Source organism: uncultured Gemmiger sp. (genome assembly GCF_934561205.1).
In the GTDB taxonomy this organism is placed as follows: Bacteria; Bacillota; Clostridia; order Oscillospirales; family Ruminococcaceae; genus Gemmiger.
Window position 1 is genome coordinate 114,758 of sequence record NZ_CAKTFU010000004.1, and the last position, 18,133, is coordinate 132,890.

12 protein-coding genes are annotated in these 18,133 nt (G+C 59.2%); 11 read left to right on the forward strand and 1 reads right to left on the reverse strand.

The window, feature by feature from the left end:
• Positions 1-28 precede the first annotated feature (28 nt).
• The 5 genes from dnaB to Q0I19_RS03900 all read left to right on the forward strand — a co-directional run bounded on the left by dnaB (position 29) and on the right by Q0I19_RS03900 (position 6,569).
• Complete coding sequence (dnaB, locus tag Q0I19_RS03880; protein ID WP_294759075.1) at positions 29-1,378, forward strand: replicative DNA helicase; 1,350 nt, start codon at positions 29-31, stop codon at positions 1,376-1,378.
• Positions 1,368-2,747 (forward strand): tRNA lysidine(34) synthetase TilS, encoded by a 1,380-nt coding sequence (gene tilS / locus Q0I19_RS03885; RefSeq protein WP_294758826.1) that lies wholly within the window; start codon positions 1,368-1,370, stop codon positions 2,745-2,747. The genes dnaB and tilS overlap by 11 nt, the downstream gene beginning before the upstream one ends.
• Positions 2,748-2,768: 21 nt before the next feature.
• On the forward strand, positions 2,769-3,311 hold the full coding sequence (gene hpt, locus Q0I19_RS03890; protein WP_294759074.1) for a hypoxanthine phosphoribosyltransferase: 543 nt from the start codon (positions 2,769-2,771) through the stop codon (positions 3,309-3,311).
• Positions 3,312-3,416: 105 nt separating this feature from the next.
• The gene (gene ftsH, locus Q0I19_RS03895) at positions 3,417-5,438 is read left to right on the forward strand and encodes an ATP-dependent zinc metalloprotease FtsH (RefSeq protein WP_294759072.1); all 2,022 of its coding nucleotides are present in this window, start codon (positions 3,417-3,419) and stop codon (positions 5,436-5,438) included.
• 15 nt (positions 5,439-5,453) lie between these two features.
• On the forward strand, positions 5,454-6,569 hold the full coding sequence (locus Q0I19_RS03900; protein WP_294758824.1) for a hypothetical protein: 1,116 nt from the start codon (positions 5,454-5,456) through the stop codon (positions 6,567-6,569).
• Between the two features lie 51 nt (positions 6,570-6,620).
• On the opposite strand, the gene Q0I19_RS03905 is transcribed toward Q0I19_RS03900, so the two are convergent.
• A complete protein-coding gene (locus tag Q0I19_RS03905) occupies positions 6,621-7,595 on the reverse strand; it encodes an RluA family pseudouridine synthase (protein ID WP_294758822.1) in 975 nt (324 codons plus the stop codon).
• Between the two features lie 81 nt (positions 7,596-7,676).
• Here Q0I19_RS03905 and Q0I19_RS03910 point away from each other — a divergent pair, with 81 nt between their 5' ends.
• The 6 genes from Q0I19_RS03910 to mutS all read left to right on the forward strand — a co-directional run bounded on the left by Q0I19_RS03910 (position 7,677) and on the right by mutS (position 18,118).
• The gene (locus Q0I19_RS03910; protein WP_294758820.1) at positions 7,677-8,402 is read left to right on the forward strand and encodes a JAB domain-containing protein; all 726 of its coding nucleotides are present in this window, start codon (positions 7,677-7,679) and stop codon (positions 8,400-8,402) included.
• 153 nt (positions 8,403-8,555) lie between these two features.
• Positions 8,556-10,595 (forward strand): excinuclease ABC subunit UvrB, encoded by a 2,040-nt coding sequence (gene uvrB, locus Q0I19_RS03915; RefSeq protein WP_294758818.1) that lies wholly within the window; start codon positions 8,556-8,558, stop codon positions 10,593-10,595.
• 44 nt (positions 10,596-10,639) lie between these two features.
• A complete protein-coding gene (uvrA, locus tag Q0I19_RS03920; protein ID WP_294759070.1) occupies positions 10,640-13,492 on the forward strand; it encodes an excinuclease ABC subunit UvrA in 2,853 nt (950 codons plus the stop codon).
• A gap of 139 nt (positions 13,493-13,631) precedes the next feature.
• Positions 13,632-15,011, forward strand: a complete 1,380-nt coding sequence (miaB, locus tag Q0I19_RS03925) for a tRNA (N6-isopentenyl adenosine(37)-C2)-methylthiotransferase MiaB (RefSeq protein ID WP_294758816.1) — start codon at positions 13,632-13,634, stop codon at positions 15,009-15,011.
• 28 nt (positions 15,012-15,039) lie between these two features.
• Positions 15,040-15,447 (forward strand): YlbF family regulator, encoded by a 408-nt coding sequence (locus tag Q0I19_RS03930; protein ID WP_294758814.1) that lies wholly within the window; start codon positions 15,040-15,042, stop codon positions 15,445-15,447.
• A 52-nt stretch (positions 15,448-15,499) separates the two neighbouring features.
• Positions 15,500-18,118, forward strand: coding sequence for a DNA mismatch repair protein MutS (gene mutS / locus Q0I19_RS03935; protein WP_294758813.1), 2,619 nt, complete (start codon positions 15,500-15,502; stop codon positions 18,116-18,118).
• Positions 18,119-18,133: the final 15 nt, after the last annotated feature.

The following is an 18,133-nucleotide window of genomic DNA, read 5'->3' on the forward strand; positions in this document are numbered from 1 at the left end:
ATTAAGCCTGTCCAGCCTTGGCATCCAGATGCCCTACAACATGCAGGCCGAGCAGAGCGTGCTGGGCGCGGCGTTGATGGAGGATACCATCCTCAACCGCCTGATCACCGAGATGGAGCCGGAAATGTTCTACTCGGAGCAGAACCGCGCCGTCTTTGAGACGATGCGCGCGCTGTTTACCGACAGTGAGGCTGTTGACGTTATCACGCTGGTCAATGCGCTGGGTACAAACGGCACCTTTGCGGGCGCTGACGATGCCAAGGTGTACATCACCCGCATTGCCGAGACGGTCCCTGCCATTTCCAACGTAGATTCGTACATTAAAATCGTAAAGGAAAAGTATCAGGCGCGGCGGCTTATTGACGCGGCGCGCGGTATTTTGAACGAGACCGCCTCCGGCGAGGATGCGGATCTGTTGCTGGAAAGCGCCGAACAGAAAATTTACGATATCCGTAGCGGGCGCGACAAATCGGGCGTCAAGACCATTCGGGAATCCATTCTTGAAGTTATCGACACCATGCAAAAGCTCAGCGGTGCCGACCGCGACAAGTTCGCGGGTATCCCCACGGGCTTTACCTATCTGGATACCGTGCTGACCGGTCTGGGTCGCTCCGACCTGATCATTCTGGCCGCCCGCCCCGGTATGGGCAAGACCTCCTTTGCGCTGAACATCGCCACCAACGTGGCGCGCCAGCAAAAGGTGCCCACCATCATCTTCAGCCTGGAAATGACCTGCGAGCAGCTGACTGACCGTATTCTTTCGAGCACGGCCAACATTGACAGTCAGGCGTTCCGCACGGGGCGGCTGAACAACTCCGATTGGAACGACTTTGCACAGGCGACCTCGCTTTTGTACAATGCCCCTATTTATATGGATGACAGCTCCGGTATTTCGGTGCCGGAGATGAAAGCCAAGATCCGCCAGATCAACCAAGACCCCAAAAAAGAAAAAATCGGCTTGGTCATCATCGACTACCTGCAGCTGATGCAAAGTGCCAAGCGCACCGAAAGCCGTGTGCAGGAAATCAGTGACATCACCCGAAATCTGAAAATTATGGCCAAGGAACTGAATGTGCCGGTCATTGCCTTGTCGCAGCTGTCCCGTGCGGCCGAAAAAACGGCAGGGCGCTCGGACCATCGTCCGCAGCTGTCCGACCTGCGTGACTCCGGCTCTATCGAACAGGACGCCGATATCGTGCTGTTTTTGTATCGTGCGGCCTACTACAACTCCCAAAACGGGGAGGAAAGCCAGGCCAACGAGAACGAGGCCGAGTGCATCGTGGCCAAAAACCGTCACGGCGAAACCAGCGTGGTGCGCCTTGGCTGGGACGGTGCCCACACAAGATTCAGCAATTTGGACGTGACGCATGATTTCTGACACGGAAAAAACCGTACAACGTATCGAACAAACCTTGCTGGGCTATATAGCCCGGCAGGGCTTGTTCCTTTCAGGCAGCAGAGTCATTGCGGCCTGCTCCGGCGGGGCAGACTCCATGGCTTTGCTGTTGTTTTTGCTGCGAAACGCCGACCGCCTGCAAATCACCGTGCAGGCGGCGCACGTCAACCACGGGCTGCGCGGCGCTGCCGCCGATGCGGATGCTGCCTTTGTGGCGGATTTTTGCCGTCAGCACGGCGTAAAGCTGCACCTGCTTGACGCAGCCCAGGAGGGGATTTCCATCCCGCCCCACGCCAGCGAAAACTGGGCGCGGGGGCTGCGGTACGATTGGTTCGACCGCTTAGCGCAGCAGAATGACGCCGTCATCGCCACGGCGCACACGATGTCCGACCAGGCCGAAACGATGCTGTTCCGCATGGCGCGGGGCACGGGGCTGCACGGGCTTACGGGCATGGCACCGCAGCGCGGGTGCTACCGCCGCCCGTTCTTGTGCGTGAGCCGCGCCGATACCGAAAGCTACTGCGCCGCGCTGGGGCAGCGGTATGTGCAGGACGAAACCAACGCCGAGGACGTATACGCGCGCAATCGGATCCGCCACGATGCCGTGCCCGCGCTGGAGTATGCCAACCCCGCTGCCTTGCAGGCAATGTCCCGTCTGGGCGAGCAGCTGCGCACCCTGGATAACTGGCTGGACGAGATGGCGGCCGAACTGTTGCGGCAGGCTGCCGTGCCCGGCGGGTATGATGCCGCAAAGCTGGCCGCCGCGCCTGAGCCGGTGGCCAAAACGGCACTGCATAAACTCGTCAGTGCTACCCGCGATGCCGAGGAAAAGTATCTGGAACTCTTGTACGGGGCACTTTTGCGGGGCAGCGGCGGGGTACAGCTGACCGAGGATACCCTGTGGAGGGTGGAAAACGGAACGCTGTTTTTACAGCCGAATGTCCCCGAAACGCCGGAACCTATGCCCCCGCAGCCCCTTCATTTGGGCAAATTCCGCCTGGCAGGGGGCTATACCGTCGTTTTTGAGGCGGTAAAGTATGAAAATTTTCTAAATAATCCAACATTTTCAAAAAAAGACTTAAACTGTTGCGCAGATTGTGATAGAATACTATCGTATACAGTTTTGCGCACCCGGCAGCCGGGGGATTTCTTTCAACCGGCGGGTCGGTGCCGCAAGACACTGAAAAAGTATTTTAACGAAACCAAGGTCCCGCAGCCCCAACGCGCCCTGCTGCCGCTTTTGGCAAAGGGGAGCGAGGTCGTTTGGCTGTGGGGCAGCGGCTTTGCCGAAGGCTATACCCCCACCGTGCACACCCAAACCGTGCTGACGGTACGAGCCGAAAAAGAATAGGAGGCAAAATCTATGTGTACCATGGATCAGGATATTGATCACATTTTGGTATCGGAAGAAGCGCTGAAGGCCAAGGTCACCGAGCTGGGTGCGCAAATCAGCCGCGACTATGCGGGCAAACAGCTGCTGTTGGTTTCCATCTTAAAGGGCGGCGTTGTGTTCATGGCTGACCTGATGCGCGCCGTGACCATTCCCTGCGCCATCGACTTTATGGTGGTTTCCAGCTATGGCGGCTCCAACACGATGTCCACAGGCCTTGTCAAGATCATCAAGGATCTGGACGCTGACCTGTCGGGCAAGGATGTTTTGATCGTCGAGGATATTCTGGACACGGGCATTACCCTTTCCAACCTGATGCCGATGCTCAAGATGCGCAACCCCAACAGTGTGCGCCTTTGCACCATTCTGTCCAAGCCCAGCCGCCGCAAGGCTGAGATTGAGCCGGATTATCTGGGCTTTGAGGTGCCGGACGAGTTTGTGGTGGGCTACGGCCTTGACTATGACGAAAAATACCGCAACCTGCCCTATGTCGGCGTGTTGAAATCCCAGGTCTATGCAGACTGAACCTGCCGGAGTTTCCGGCAAAAATAACCCGGTGCATACCGGTTAGGAGTTGATCTCTTGCAGCACAAGCCTAAGTTTAACGGCATTATTCTGGCAGCAGTGCTTATGGTGCTGACACTGCTGTTTGTCTCGCTGTCGCCGCTTATGTCGGCGTCGGCCTCGCAGCACATTTACTATTCCACCGTGCGGGATTATTTCCGCAACAACCAGGTCACGTCCTTCCGGCTGGATCTCAACACCGCCAGCCTGGAAATGTGGCTGAAGGAGGGCGAGGTCGAGCTTCCCAAGCAGGAAAGCACCTCGACTGCCTCCTCCGGCGGGCTGCTGACAGGGCTGACCGGCAGCGAAAGCGACGCCCTGCCCCAAAACGGCGGCACCGTGCACATGACCTATAAGCTGCCTTACTACGGCATTTTCAACAACGGCGAGGTCATTGATGCGTATATCGATGCCTACAACGCCGCCAATCCCGACCAGCCCATGGTCTACGATTATATCGCCCAGCGCTCCAGCTTCCCCTGGGCAGAGGTCATCATCTACGCCGCCATGCTGGGCATGGTCGTGCTGATGTTCATGTCGATGTACCGCGGCGGTGCCGGCGGCAGCATTATGAACGTCGGCCGCGCCAAGGTCAAGGATCAGCAGGAAAACCAGCGCAAGGCAACCTTTGCCGATGTGGCCGGTGCGGACGAGGAAAAGGCCGAGCTGCAGGAGGTCGTTGAGTTCCTGAAAGCGCCGAACAAGTTCAACTCTCTCGGCGCGCGCATCCCCCACGGCGTTCTGCTGGTCGGCCCTCCGGGTACCGGCAAGACCCTGCTGGCCCGTGCCTGCGCCGGGGAGGCAGGCGTGCCGTTCTACGCGATCTCCGGCTCCGACTTTGTTGAAATGTACGTCGGCGTCGGTGCCTCCCGCGTGCGCGACCTGTTTGAAAAAGCCAAAAAGACGATGCCTTCCATTGTCTTTATCGACGAGATCGACGCCGTAGGCCGCCAGCGCGGCGCGGGTCTCGGCGGCGGACACGACGAGCGCGAGCAGACGCTGAACCAGCTGCTGGTCGAGATGGACGGCTTTGACGCCAACGACGGCGTGATTGTCATGGCAGCCACCAACCGTGCGGACATTCTGGACAAGGCGCTGCTGCGTCCGGGTCGTTTCGACCGTCAGGTGTATGTGGGTCTGCCCGATGTCAAGGGCCGCGAGCAGATTCTGCGTGTGCATACCCGCAATAAGCCCCTGGCCCCCGATGTGGAGCTGAAAACCATTGCCCGTTCCACGGCCGGTTTCTCGGGCGCCGATCTGGAAAACCTTGTCAACGAGGCCGCCCTGCTGGCAGCCCGACAGGGCAAAAAGGCCATCAGCGAGAAGGAAATCGAGGAGGCTTCGGTCAAGGTCATGATGGGCCCCGAGAAAAAGAGCCATGTCGTCACCGATGCCGAACGCCGTTTGACTGCCTACCACGAGACCGGCCACGCCATTACCGGCTATTTCAGCAAGCACCATGACCCGGTGCATGAGATCAGCATTATTTCCCGCGGCGCGGCGGGCGGCTACACGATGTACCTGCCCGAAAAAGACCCCAGCTATGTCACCAAGACCGCGATGTTTGAAAACATCGTCACCCTGCTGGGCGGCCGCGTGGCAGAGCAGCTGGTGCTGGAGGATATCTCCACCGGTGCGTCCAGCGATTTGCAGCGCGCCACCGACACCGCCCGTTCGATGGTGACGCGGTACGGTTTCTCGGAGCGTTTAGGCCCCGTTGTCTACGGCGGCGACCCCGGCGAGACCTTCCTGGGCCGCGATTTGGGGCAGGGCAAGGGCTATTCCGAGGCCATTGCCTCCGAAATTGACAATGAGATCCGCGATATTGTGGACGAGGCGTATGAAACCGCCCGCCGTATCCTGACCGAGCACATGGCCGAATTGCACAAGGTGGCAGGCGTTTTGATCGAGCGCGAAAAGATCAGCGGCGCGGACTTTAATACCCTGATGCAGGGCGGTACGCTGCCTCCTTTTGATCTGGGCAGTAAGACCACTGAACCGGCCGCCTCGGCGCAGGAGCCTGCCCCGCAGGAATCCGCTGCGCCCGCCGAAAACACCGACGAGCCACAGCATGACGAAGAAAACTAAGAGTAGGTGTGAAGAATGGAACAGAATTATTCCCTTATGGCGCAGTCCCGCGCCAATTACTACACGGCGGGCAGCCCTGTGCAGTTTGTGCGGGTCGAGCTGCTGAAAGGTGATGTCAACGGAGAGGTCGCTGTTTGCCTGACCTTTAAGAACGTGGGCACCGAGCCGCTGACCGGGTTGGTGGTGCACTTTAAGTGCAAGGATGCCGCCGGGCAGATTTTGTGCGAGGACGATTTTTACTATGAGCAGCTGGACGCCCAGCCGGGCGATGTGTTCGGCAGCGATGAGGCTGTCTATGTCAGCGACACGCCGGTTTCCAGCGTGGAGGTCGAGCAGGATCGCGCCTTCCTGAACGGCCGCGGGGTCGACCTGCGCGGCTACAAGCGTGTGCGCCTGAACGCACCCCGCGTGCTGCCAGCATCCATTGCCCGCACCCTGCAGCAGCGCACCGGCAACCCGCTGCTGACTTGTGTGCCCCAGGATGTGGAGCAGGGGTGGTTCTGCGCCTGCGGTGCGTTCCACCCCAACGAAGAAAACACCAAGGTCTGCTCGGAGTGCGGCGGCAACCGTGCCATCATCAAGTCCGAACTGACCGCTATTCTGGAGGAGGCCCGCCAGGCAGCCGAACGCCAGCAGCAGGAACTGAAGGCTGTGGCCAATGATGTGGCACCTGCCAAGGACCCTGCTGCCATGGCTGCTGCCGCACAGGCGGCTATCAGCCAGCAGATCGACCCTGTGCAGGAGGACGAGGGCGGCGCCACCGCTGCCTTTGATCCGAAGGCCTTTGCTGCCGCCCGCCAGGCACAGTCTGCCCCTGCCGCCCCCGCAGAGGAGGAAAAGGACGAGGAGGCCGAGCGCGTACAGCGTTATGCCCCCAAGGGCCGTCTGTTTGAGGACGAGGACGACGAGAGCAGCACCCAAATGTACGACACCGACGAGGTGGACGCCTACGATGACGAGGACGACTACAATGACGCCCCCGCAAAGCGCGGCCGCTACGCCGATGATGACGAAATCAGCGAGGACGATGAAATGGCCGAGCGCATCATTCGCTGGGCACCGCCCATCACGACGGTTGTCTGTGCGCTGATTCTTGCGGTATCCCTGATTTACCGCTTTGTTTTGGCATAATAAGCAAACAAAATCCTGTGTGCAACACAAGCACACAGGATTTTGTTGGTTTTATTCACTGTCGGCGTTTCGGCTCAGGGCGTCAAACTGCCTGACGATGGCGGGGTCGTCCAGCTTAATGACCTTGCCGGAAAGGTAGTGCAGGGTGTTTTCCTGCGGGATGCGGCCAAAGGTCAGCCGCTGGGCGCACAGGGCCTGTGTCTTTAGGCCGGTGCGTTCATTCATCTTGCGGTTGCCGTACTTGATGTCCCCCAGGACAGGACGGCCCAGGTAGGCGAGGTGGGCGCGGATCTGGTGGGTGCGTCCGGTGATCAGCCCGATACGGCACAGCGTAAAGGGGCCGTTCTGGCGAAGGGGTGTCACCTCGGTGATGATTTGCTTGTAGCCCTCGGCCTCGCGGGCATGGATGCGCACCTTGTTGTTTTTCTCACTGTGCTGCAGCCAGGCAATATGCCGCCCGGCGGGCGGGGTGCCCACCGTGATGGTCAGGTACTCTTTTTTCATCATGTCATCGCGAATGATGGCGTTCATGTCCCGCAAGGCGGCGTAGGATTTGGCGGCAATGACAAGCCCCTCGGTGCCGCGGTCCAGGCGGTTGCAGATGGCGGGTGCAAAGCGCTGCTCGGCATGGGGGTCGTACTCGCCCTTGGCCTGCAGGTAAGCGGCAAAGGCGTCCACAAGGTTGGCGTCGCCCGTGCGGTCACTGTGGCACAAAAGGTGGGCGGGCTTGTACAGAACGGCAATGTTCTCGTCCTCGTAGATCACCGTCACCGGCGGCTGGCGGCGGGGCGGCTTTTTGGCGGGGGCGGCGGCACCCGCAGGGAAAAACTCGTCGTTGATGTACAGTTCGATCAAATCGTTTTGATGCAGGCGGGTGTCCGGCTCAGCGCGCTTGCCGTTTACCTTGATGCGCTTGTTGCGGAACGCCTTGTACATCATGCTGCGGGGCATATCTTTGGTGACGCTTTCAACAAAGCGGCTCAGGCGCACGCCCTCTTCGTTGGTGCCGGCGGTAAAACTTTTCATGGATGCTCTCCCTCTTGCAAAAGAATAAATAAAGTATATAATAAAATTAAAGCTGCGTAAAGAGGGGAATGGTGCAAAACTATGTCGGAACAGCTGCATGAGGAACATCGCGCCCGCATGTACGAGAGAGTGCAGCGCGACGGGCTGGACAGCCTGGCAGAGCACGAGGCGCTGGAGTATCTGCTGTTTTTGTCCATACCCCGGCAGGACACCAACGAGCTGGCACATCGGCTGATCAAGCATTTCGGCAGCTTCTGCGCCGTGATGGAAGCCGGCGAGGAAGAGCTGCAAAAGGTCAAGGGTGTCGGACCCAAAAGCGCACGGCTGATCGTTTCGGTCGCGGCGTTCGGGCGGTACTATGCCCAGCGCAAGCGCAGACCGCAAATCAGCCTGGAAAGCACCGAAAACGCTATCGAGTATGTGAAACCGCTGTTTTTCGGCTTGCAGAATGAGCGTTTTTATATCATCGTGCTGGACGACCAGTGCAAGCCGCTGAAAGATCTGTTTATGGCCGAGGGGGTGCCCAACCGTGTGACCATCGATATGCGCAAGCTGCTGCGGGATGTGGCGCGCACCAACGGTACCTGTGCGATTCTGGCGCACAACCACCCCACAGGTCTGCCGCTGCCCAGCCAAAAGGACATCATGACGACACTGGCCGTCATGCGCACACTGAGCCAGCTGGGGGTACCCGTGCTGGATCATATCATTGTGGCGGGGGAGGATGCCTGCTCCATGGCGCAGCGCGGCTGTATGCCGGAGGACGAGGGCGGCGGCATCCTGTTAAGCGCCGCCAGCCGCGGATAAACAGATGACCCTGCACCCGGCAACCTGTGCCGGGTGTATTTTTTTCGGGCGGATGCACAAAATGTCGGCAGGGGACTTTACTATTAAAAACGGTTGTGGTATAATCGAATAACAACCAAATGTTGTAAAACACGGCGAAGGAAAGGAACGTTTATGGACGAAGTGTTCCACTTAAAGGCACCGTTTCAGCCCACCGGTGACCAGCCTCAGGCTATCGAAGCGCTGGTGCAGGGTATCAACGCAGGGGACGAGGCGCAGACGCTGCTGGGCGTGACAGGCTCCGGCAAGACGTTTACGATGGCAAATATCATTGCCCGCTGCAACCGCCCGACCTTGATTCTGGAGCCGAACAAGACGCTGGCCAGCCAGATCTGCACCGAGATGCGCAGCTTTTTCCCCGATGATGCGGTGGAATATTTTGTAAGCTACTACGATTACTACCAGCCTGAGGCCTACATTCCGTCCACCGATACCTATATAGAAAAGGACAGCGCCATCAACGATGAGATCGACCGTCTGCGCCATTCGGCCACAGCGGCACTTTCGGAACGGCGCAACGTCATTATTGTGGCAAGTGTGTCCTGCATCTACTCGCTGGGCGACCCCATCGACTACCGCAGTATGGTCATCAGCCTGCGCCCCGGTATGCAGATGGAACGCGACGAATTGTGCGCAAAGCTGGTCAAATTGCAGTACGAGCGCAATGATATGAACTTTATCCGCAACAAGTTCCGTGTAAAAGGGGACACGGTGGATATCCACCTTGCCTACAACGACGAATTCGCCATTCGGGTGGAGTTTTTCGGGGACGAAATTGACCGCATCATCGAATTTGACCCCCTGACCGGGGAACACAAAAATGTGGTGCGCCATGTGGCGGTTTTCCCCGCCAGCCACTATATTGTGGGGCCCGAAAAGATGAAAGAAGGCCTTGCCAAGATCGATGCCGAGATGCAGCAGCAGGTCGAACTGTTTACCCGTGAGGGCAAGCTGCTGGAAGCACAGCGCATCCAACAGCGCACCAACTACGACATGGAAATGCTGCAGGAAGTCGGCATGTGCAAGGGCATCGAAAACTACTCGGCCGTGCTGTCGGGGCGTGCGCCCGGCTCGACCCCTACCACGCTGCTGGATTATTTCCCCGACGATTTCCTGCTGATGGTGGACGAAAGCCACGTTATGCTGCCGCAGATACGCGGGATGTTCGGCGGCGATTACAGCCGCAAAAAGACGCTGGTGGAGTACGGCTTCCGCCTGCCCTCCGCGTTTGACAACCGCCCGCTGCGGTTTGAGGAATTTGAAGCAAAGGTTCACCAGAAAATCTTCGTTTCCGCCACCCCCGGCCCCTACGAGCGTGAACACTCCACCCGCGTGGCCGAGCAGGTCATCCGCCCCACGGGACTGCTGGACCCGCTGATCTCGGTGCGCCCGGTCGAGGGGCAGATCGAGGATCTTCTGGGCGAAATCCGTCAGCGCATCGAGCGCGGCGAGCGCGCCCTTGTCACCACATTGACCGTCAAAATGGCGGAGGATCTGACCGATTACTTGGAAGAACACGGCGTAAAAACCAAGTATATGCACCATGAGGTCGATACCTTTGAGCGTATGGAGATCATCAAGGACTTGCGCGTGGGTGCCATCGATGTTATTGTGGGCATCAACCTGCTGCGCGAGGGTCTGGACCTGCCGGAGGTATCGCTGATCGCCATTCTGGACGCCGACAAAGAAGGCTTCCTGCGCAGCGAAACCAGCCTCATTCAGACCATCGGGCGTGCCGCGCGCAATGCCAACGGCGTGGTATTGATGTACGCCGACGAGGTGACCCCCAGCATGGAGCGCGCCATTATGGAAACCGAGCGTCGCCGCGAGATCCAGAACGCCTACAACGAGGCGCACGGCATCACCCCCAAAACCATCGTGAAGGCCATCGGCGGCGGGCTGGAAATCAGTATGAGCGACGAAAACAAGCGCCTGCGCCAGCACCGTATGAGCCGTGCCGAGCGCCAGCAGACCATCGAACGGCTGACCAAGGAAATGAAGGAAGCCGCAAGGCTTTTGCAGTTTGAACTGGCAGCCCAGCTGCGCGACGAAATTGCCCGCTTGGAACGGGGCGAGGACCCCACCGAAGCCGACAACAGCGAGCGCCGCGCCGCCGCCAAGACCCGCAAGGGCAGGAGGAAATACAAAAATTGAGCGAAGCAAAACAAACCAAAGCCCCCCGCAGCTCCAAAATCAAAATTGATGCAAACAACCGCATTGTCATCAAGGGCGCACGGGAGCATAACCTGAAAAACGTCGATCTGACCCTGCCGCGCGACAAGCTGATCGTCATGACCGGCCTGTCCGGCTCGGGCAAGTCGAGCCTTGCGTTTGACACCATCTATGCCGACGGGCAGCGCCGCTATATGGAAAGCCTTTCCAGCTATGCCCGCCAGTTTCTGGGGCAGATGGAAAAGCCCGATGTCGATGAAATTACCGGGCTTTCCCCGGCTATCTCCATCGACCAGAAAACCACCAGCCATAACCCGCGTTCCACCGTGGGTACCGTCACCGAAATTTACGACTACCTGCGCTTGATGTACGCTCGCATCGGCGTGCCGCACTGCCCGGTCTGCGGGCGGGAGATCAACCAGCAGTCCGTCGATGAAATGGTGGATGAGGTCCTCAAGCTGCCGGAACGCACCCGCTTTCAGGTGCTGGCACCCGTTGTGCGCGCGCGCAAGGGCACCCAGGCCAAGGAGCTGGACGCCGCCCGGCGGGCGGGCTTTGCCCGTGTGCGGGTGGACGGCAATATGTACGACCTGAGCGAGACCATCGAGCTGGATAAAAATATCAAGCACACGGTCGAGATCGTTGTGGATCGTCTGGTCATCAGCGATACCGTGCGCGGACGTCTGGCAGATTCCATCGAGACAGCGCTGGCGCAGACCAACGGTCTGGTGGTCATTGATGTCATCGGCGGCGAGTCGATGATGTTCAGCCAAAGCTACGCCTGCCCCGAACACGGCATCTCGGTCGAGGAACTGACCCCCCGGATGTTCAGCTTTAACAACCCCTTCGGTGCGTGCGAAAAATGCACGGGTCTGGGTACTTTTATGAAGGTCGACCCGGCGCGCGTCATCCCCGACAAGCGCAAATCCATCCGCGAAAGCGCCATCAAGGCCAGCGGCTGGTACTATGCCGAAGGCTCCATCTCGGAAATGACCTACAAGGCGCTGGGCAAGCGCTACGGCTTTACGCTGGACACCCCTATCAAGGAGTTCAGCAAGGAGGCGCTGCACGCTTTGCTGTACGGCACGGGCGAAGAACGCATCGAGATGCAGCGCGAGAGCATGTTCGGCTCCGGCACCTACTACAACCAGTTTGAGGGCATTATCCCCAATTTGGAACGCCGCTTCCGCGAAACAAGCAGCGAGTGGGTCAAGGAGGAAATCGCGCTGGTCATGTCCAGCGAGGAATGCCCCGCCTGCCACGGACGCCGCTTAAAGCCCACCAGCCTGGCGGTGACGGTGGGCGGCATCAACATTGCCGATTTCTGCGACAAGAGCGTCAATGACGAGCTTGCGTTTATCCAGACCGCCAAGGTCAGCGCCAAGGATGAGCGCATCGGTGCGCCCATTTTTAAGGAAGTCAAGGAGCGCCTGGGCTTTTTGCAGAGCGTGGGTCTTGGCTACCTGACGCTTTCCCGCGGGGCAGCATCACTGTCCGGCGGCGAAAGCCAGCGCATCCGGCTGGCGACACAGATCGGCAGTGCGCTGACGGGCGTTTTGTATGTGCTGGACGAGCCGAGCATCGGTCTGCACCAGCGCGACAACGACAAGCTGATCGCCACCATGAAGCGCCTGCGCGACCTCGGCAACACGCTGATCGTTGTCGAGCATGACGAGGACACCATGCGTCAGGCGGACTATATTGTCGATGTCGGTCCCGGCGCGGGCGTACACGGCGGCGAGATCGTGGCAGCGGGCAGCGTTGCCGACATCTGCAAGGCAAAGCGCAGCATCACGGGCGCGTACCTGTCGGGACGCAAATTTGTCGAGGTGCCCACCGTCCGACGGGAGGGCAACGGCAAGGCACTGCGCGTTGTCAAGGCGCGGGAAAACAACCTGCAAAACATCACGGTGGACTTCCCGTTGGGCAGGATGATCTGCGTTACCGGTGTGTCCGGCTCGGGAAAATCCACGCTGGTCAATGAAATTTTGTACAAAACGCTGGCAGCCGCCCTGAACGGCGCCCGCAGCCGCCCCGGTCAGTGCGAGGAGGTCGAGGGCATGGAATGGGTGGACAAGGTCATCGGCATTGACCAGTCGCCCATCGGGCGCACACCGCGCTCCAACCCCGCCACCTACACGGGCGTGTTCGGGGATATCCGCACCCTGTTTGCCAACACGCAGGACGCCAAAATGCGCGGCTACGGTCCCGGACGGTTCAGCTTTAACGTCAAGGGCGGGCGCTGCGAGGCGTGCGAAGGCGGCGGTATTTTGCAGATAGAAATGCACTTTCTGCCCGATATCTATGTACCCTGCGATGTCTGCAAGGGCAAGCGCTACAACCGCGAAACGCTGGAGGTCAAATACAAGGACAAGACCATCTCGGACGTGCTGGATATGACCGTGGAGGAGGCCTGCGTCTTTTTTGCCAACATCCCCAAGATCGCCCGCAAGCTGCAAACCCTGCAGGAGGTGGGCCTGGGCTATATCCAGCTGGGGCAGGCTGCCACGACGCTTTCGGGCGGCGAAGCCCAGCGTGTCAAGCTGGCAAACGAGCTGGCGCGCCGCGACACCGGGCAGACCGTCTATATTCTCGACGAGCCGACCACCGGTCTGCACGTTGCCGACGTACACCGTCTGGTCAAGGTGCTGGACAAGCTGGTCGAGGCCGGCAACACGGTCATTGTCATTGAGCATAATCTGGACGTCATCAAGCGCGCAGATTATATCATTGACTTGGGCCCCGAAGGCGGCAGCGGCGGCGGCACCATCGTTGCCACCGGCACGCCGGAGGAAGTGGCGGAAAACCCGCACTCTTTTACCGGGCAATACCTCAAGCCCGTTTTGGAGCGCGCCCAAGAATTGCAGCAGGAATCATGATCCCCAACAGGCACACCCGACCGGGCGTGCCTGTTTTTTTGCGGGCAAACGCTTGTACTTTCGGCAAAAATTTGCTATACTACTATGGTATATTTGGATAGGTGTGCCCATATCTGCCTACCCGCTAAGGAGAATTCACTTGGAAAAGCTAACTTATACCCACAACGAGGACGCCGCCAAGACGCTGGCTGCCTACTACGAAACGCCGCCGCTGGCGTATGTGCGCAGCTACGGCTGCCAGCAGAACGTCAACGACGGTGAAAAGATCCGCGGTGTTTTGCAGGATATCGGCTACGGTCTGTGTGATAACGTCGAGCACGCCGACCTGATTTTGTTCAACACCTGCGCCGTGCGCGAACACGCCGAGCAGCGCGTTTTCGGCAACGTGGGCGCACTGAAAAAGCTCAAGGAGCAAAACCCCCGCCTGATGATCGGCATCTGCGGCTGTATGGCGCAGCAGCCCCATATTGTCGAAAAGCTGCGTCAAAGCTACCCATATGTTGATCTGGTGTTCGGCGTGGACGGCATCGACCGTCTGCCCGCCATGCTGGCGGAGCGTGTGCGCCGCGGCAAGCGCTATCTGGAAACCCCGGCCGAGCGCAACGCCGTGGTCGAGGAAATGCCCATCCGCCGCGATTCTGGCTTCCGCGCGTGGCTGCCCATTATGTACGGCTGCGATAACTTCTGCACCTACTGCATCGTGCCCTATGTGCGCGGGCGGGAGCGCAGCCGCGAACCCGCCGCCATTCTGGCGGAGTTTAAGCAGCTGGTGGCGCAGGGCTATAAGGAGATCACCCTGCTGGGTCAAAATGTCAACAGCTACGGCAAGGGGTTGGACGAAAAGGTCGATTTTTCCGACCTGCTGAACATGCTCTGCGCGGTGCCCGGCGATTATCAGATTCGCTTTATGACTAGCCACCCCAAGGATGCCGGCCATAAGCTGATCGACACCATCGCCGCACAGCCGCACCTGTGCAAGCATATCCACCTGCCGGTGCAGTCCGGCAGCGACCGAATGCTGCAGCAGATGAACCGCCATTACAATGTCGGGCAGTATAAAGAACTGATCAGCTACGCGCGGGAAAAGATCCCCGGCGTGACCTTCTCCAGCGATATCATCGTGGGCTTCCCCGGCGAAACCGAGCAGGATTTTGAGGCAACGCTGGAGCTGGTCCGGGAAGTCGGCTATATGCAGCTGTTCACCTTTATCTACTCCAAGCGCACCGGCACCCCCGCCGCCAAAATGCCCGACCCCACCACCCACGCCGAAAAGGCTGCCCGTATGGAGCGTTTGCTGCGCACGCAGGACGAGTTTGCCTTTGCCGCCACCGCCGCCATGAAGGGGCAGACTGTGCGCGTACTCGTTGAGGCTGCAGGGCGCAACCCCGGCACCGTCAACGGACGTTTGGACAATAACCTTGTGGTGGAATTCACCGCCCCCGAAACATTGATCGGCCAGTGGGCACAGGTACACCTGACCGGCTCCCGCGCCGCCCTTCTGACCGGCGAACTTGTTTAACTTTATGACGATATAAGGAGAATTATCTATGGATTGCATTGATCTTTTTAAAAAGGCCGCCGCTGCTTTGCAGACCGACCCCCGTTATCTTGAGCTGGACGCCGCCCGCCGCGAAAACGACAACGACGCCGAGCTGCAGAACCTGATCGGCGAGTTTAATCTGGCCCGTCTGGACCTGAACAACGAGAGCGCCAAGACCGAAACCGATGCCGCCCGCGTGGCAGAGCTGAACCAGCGCGTCAACGCGCTGTACAGCCAGATCATGGCCAGCGAGGGTATGGTGCGCTACAACACCGCCAAGAAAGAGTGCGAGGCAATGGTCAGCCACATCGACGCCATCATCAACACCGCAATGAACGGCGGCGACCCGATGACCGTCAAGGCACCGGACGGCGTCTGCACGGGCAGCTGCTCCACCTGCGGCGGCTGCCACTAAAAAACTACGATAAAGCAACAATAAACAATTACAGGGTACAGGAGTGTGAAACATGGCCGAGCAAACCGTATCGCCCATGATGCAGCAGTATTTTGATATCAAAAAACAGCATCCCAACGAAATTCTTTTCTACCGTGTGGGGGATTTCTATGAGATGTTCTATGACGATGCCCTGACAGCCTCCCGCGAGTTGGAACTGACCCTTACGGGCAAAAGCTGCGGCAAGGAGGAGCGCGCCCCCATGTGCGGCGTACCCTTTCACTCCTACGAAACCTATGTGGCGCGGCTGATCGCCAAGGGCTACAAGGTCGCCATCTGCGAGCAGATGGAGGACCCGTCGCAGGCAAAGGGGCTGGTCAAGCGGGATATCATCCGCGTGGTGACCCCCGGCACCGTCATTGAAAGCAGTATGCTGTCCGAGGACAAGAACAACTACCTGTGCAGCGTGTACTGCAAGCGCACCCGCGGGCGCTGGCGCGCGGGTATCTGCTTTGCCGATATCTCCACGGGCGAGGCCTACGCCACCGAGCTGAATGCCGAAAAAATCGGCGCTGCCATCATCACCGAGCTGTGCCGCTATATGCCCAGCGAGATTTTGATCTGCACCCCGATGCTGGACTTCAAGGACGTGACCGCCTATGTCAAGCAGCATACAAACGCCCTTGTGGAGCTGCGCGAAGATGCCTGCTATAAAGAAAGCGTCATGCAGGCCACGATGGCGGATCAGTTCGGCGAAAACTGGCGCGAAACGCTGCACTACGAAGCCGACGCCTTGGTGCCGTATGCCGTGGCGGCGATGATCAACTATCTGCACGAAACGCAGAAGCACGGCGTGGAGCGTATCCGCACGGTGCAAAACTACGCCGATGCGCAGTATATGCGGCTGTCGCCGGTGACCCGCGCCAACTTGGAATTGACCGAAACCATGCGCGGGCGCGAGAAAAAGGGAACGCTGCTGTGGGTGCTGGACAAGACCGAAACCTCCATGGGCAAGCGTCTGCTGCGCTCCTGGATCGAGCAGCCGCTGGTGGATGCGGAAGCCATCAACCGCCGCCTTGGCGCGGTGCAGGCACTGTACACCTCCACCATGGCGCGCGCTGAGCTGAAGGAAGCGCTGAACCATGTCTTTGACATCGAGCGTCTGACCACCCGCATCCTGTACGGCTCCGCCACCCCGCGCGAGGTCAAGGCACTGGGCGACACCTGCGCGATGCTGCCGCAGGTCAAGGCACAGGCGGCAGGCTGCGGCGCACCGCTGCTGAGCGCCTTGGCAGAGCAGATCGACCCGCTGGAGGATATCCTGCAAAGCATCACGACCGCCATTGTCGACGACCCGCCCGCCAGCCTCAAGGACGGCGGCGCGATCCGCGCGGGCTACAATGCCGAGGTGGATGAGCTGCGGGACATCATGCACGGCGGCAAGGGGTATCTTTCCAACCTGGAAGCGCGCTACCGCGAGGAAACCGGCATCCCGAAGCTGAAAATCGGCTTTAATAAGGTGTTCGGCTATTATATTGAGGTCAGCCGTTCCTATGCGGATTCCGTTCCCGACAGCTTTACCCGCAAGCAGACGCTGACCACCGGCGAGCGCTACATTACCCCCGAACTGAAGGAACTGGAAAATAAAATTCTCGGCGCCAACGAACGGCTGCTGGCGCTGGAGCATCAGCTGTTTGCTGATCTGCTCAACCAGATTTCCGCACAGATCGTGCGCATCCAGCGCACGGCATCGGCGGTTGCCCAGCTGGACGTGCTGGCAGGCTTTGCCGAGGCGGCCTTGCAGAACAACTATGTTTTGCCGACGGTCGACACGGGCGACGTCTTTGAAATCAAGGAGGGCCGCCACCCGGTCATTGAAAAGATGCTCAAAAACGGGCTTTTCGTACCCAACGACACCCTGCTGGACGAGGACGAAAACCGTATGCTGCTCATCACCGGACCCAATATGGCGGGCAAATCGACCTATATGCGGCAAAACGCCCTGATTGCCCTGATGGCGCAGATCGGCAGCTTTGTGCCGGCCGCCAGCGCCCACATCGGCGTGGTGGATGCCATCTTTACCCGCGTGGGTGCCTCGGACGATTTAGCGGCGGGGCAGTCCACCTTTATGGTCGAGATGACCGAGGTGGCAGAGATTCTGCGCAGCGCGGGCAAGAGCAGCCTTGTCATTTTGGACGAGATCGGGCGCGGTACTTCGACCTTTGACGGCATGAGTATCGCCCGCGCCGTGGTAGAGTATATCTGCGAGAACATCGGCTGCAAGACCCTGTTTGCCACCCATTACCATGAGCTGACAAGCATGGATCAAGACCTGCACGGCGTCAAGAACTACAACATCGCCGTCAAAAAGCGCGGCGAGGACATTACTTTTTTGCGCCGTATCGTGGCAGGCCCCGCCGACGACAGCTACGGCATTGAGGTCGCCAAGCTGGCCGGTTTGCCCGGCAGTGTGACCCGCCGTGCCCACGCCGTGCTGCGCCAGCTGGAGGCTTCTGCCCCCGGGCGTGACAACGTCATGCAGCTGGATTTTGAAACGGTGGAGGCCTATAACAACCCCAGCGTGCCCAGTGAGGTCGTGGACAAGCTCCACAGCGTGGACATTGAAACGCTGACCCCGCTGGAAGCGCTGAACTTCCTGTATGAATTAAAAACCGTATTGGACAAAGACTAAAGGCAGGTGAACATC

Coding starts and splice junctions, on each gene's coding strand:
- dnaB (WP_294759075.1), top strand. CDS start 29: ATGCCCTACAACATGCAGGCCGAGCAGAGCGTGCTGGGCGCGGCGTTG.
- tilS (WP_294758826.1), top strand. CDS start 1,368: ATGATTTCTGACACGGAAAAAACCGTACAACGTATCGAACAAACCTTG.
- hpt (WP_294759074.1), top strand. CDS start 2,769: ATGGATCAGGATATTGATCACATTTTGGTATCGGAAGAAGCGCTGAAG.
- ftsH (WP_294759072.1), top strand. CDS start 3,417: ATGGTGCTGACACTGCTGTTTGTCTCGCTGTCGCCGCTTATGTCGGCG.
- Q0I19_RS03900 (WP_294758824.1), top strand. CDS start 5,454: ATGGAACAGAATTATTCCCTTATGGCGCAGTCCCGCGCCAATTACTAC.
- Q0I19_RS03905 (WP_294758822.1), bottom strand. CDS start 7,595: ATGAAAAGTTTTACCGCCGGCACCAACGAAGAGGGCGTGCGCCTGAGC.
- Q0I19_RS03910 (WP_294758820.1), top strand. CDS start 7,677: ATGTCGGAACAGCTGCATGAGGAACATCGCGCCCGCATGTACGAGAGA.
- uvrB (WP_294758818.1), top strand. CDS start 8,556: ATGGACGAAGTGTTCCACTTAAAGGCACCGTTTCAGCCCACCGGTGAC.
- Q0I19_RS03930 (WP_294758814.1), top strand. CDS start 15,040: ATGGATTGCATTGATCTTTTTAAAAAGGCCGCCGCTGCTTTGCAGACC.
- mutS (WP_294758813.1), top strand. CDS start 15,500: ATGGCCGAGCAAACCGTATCGCCCATGATGCAGCAGTATTTTGATATC.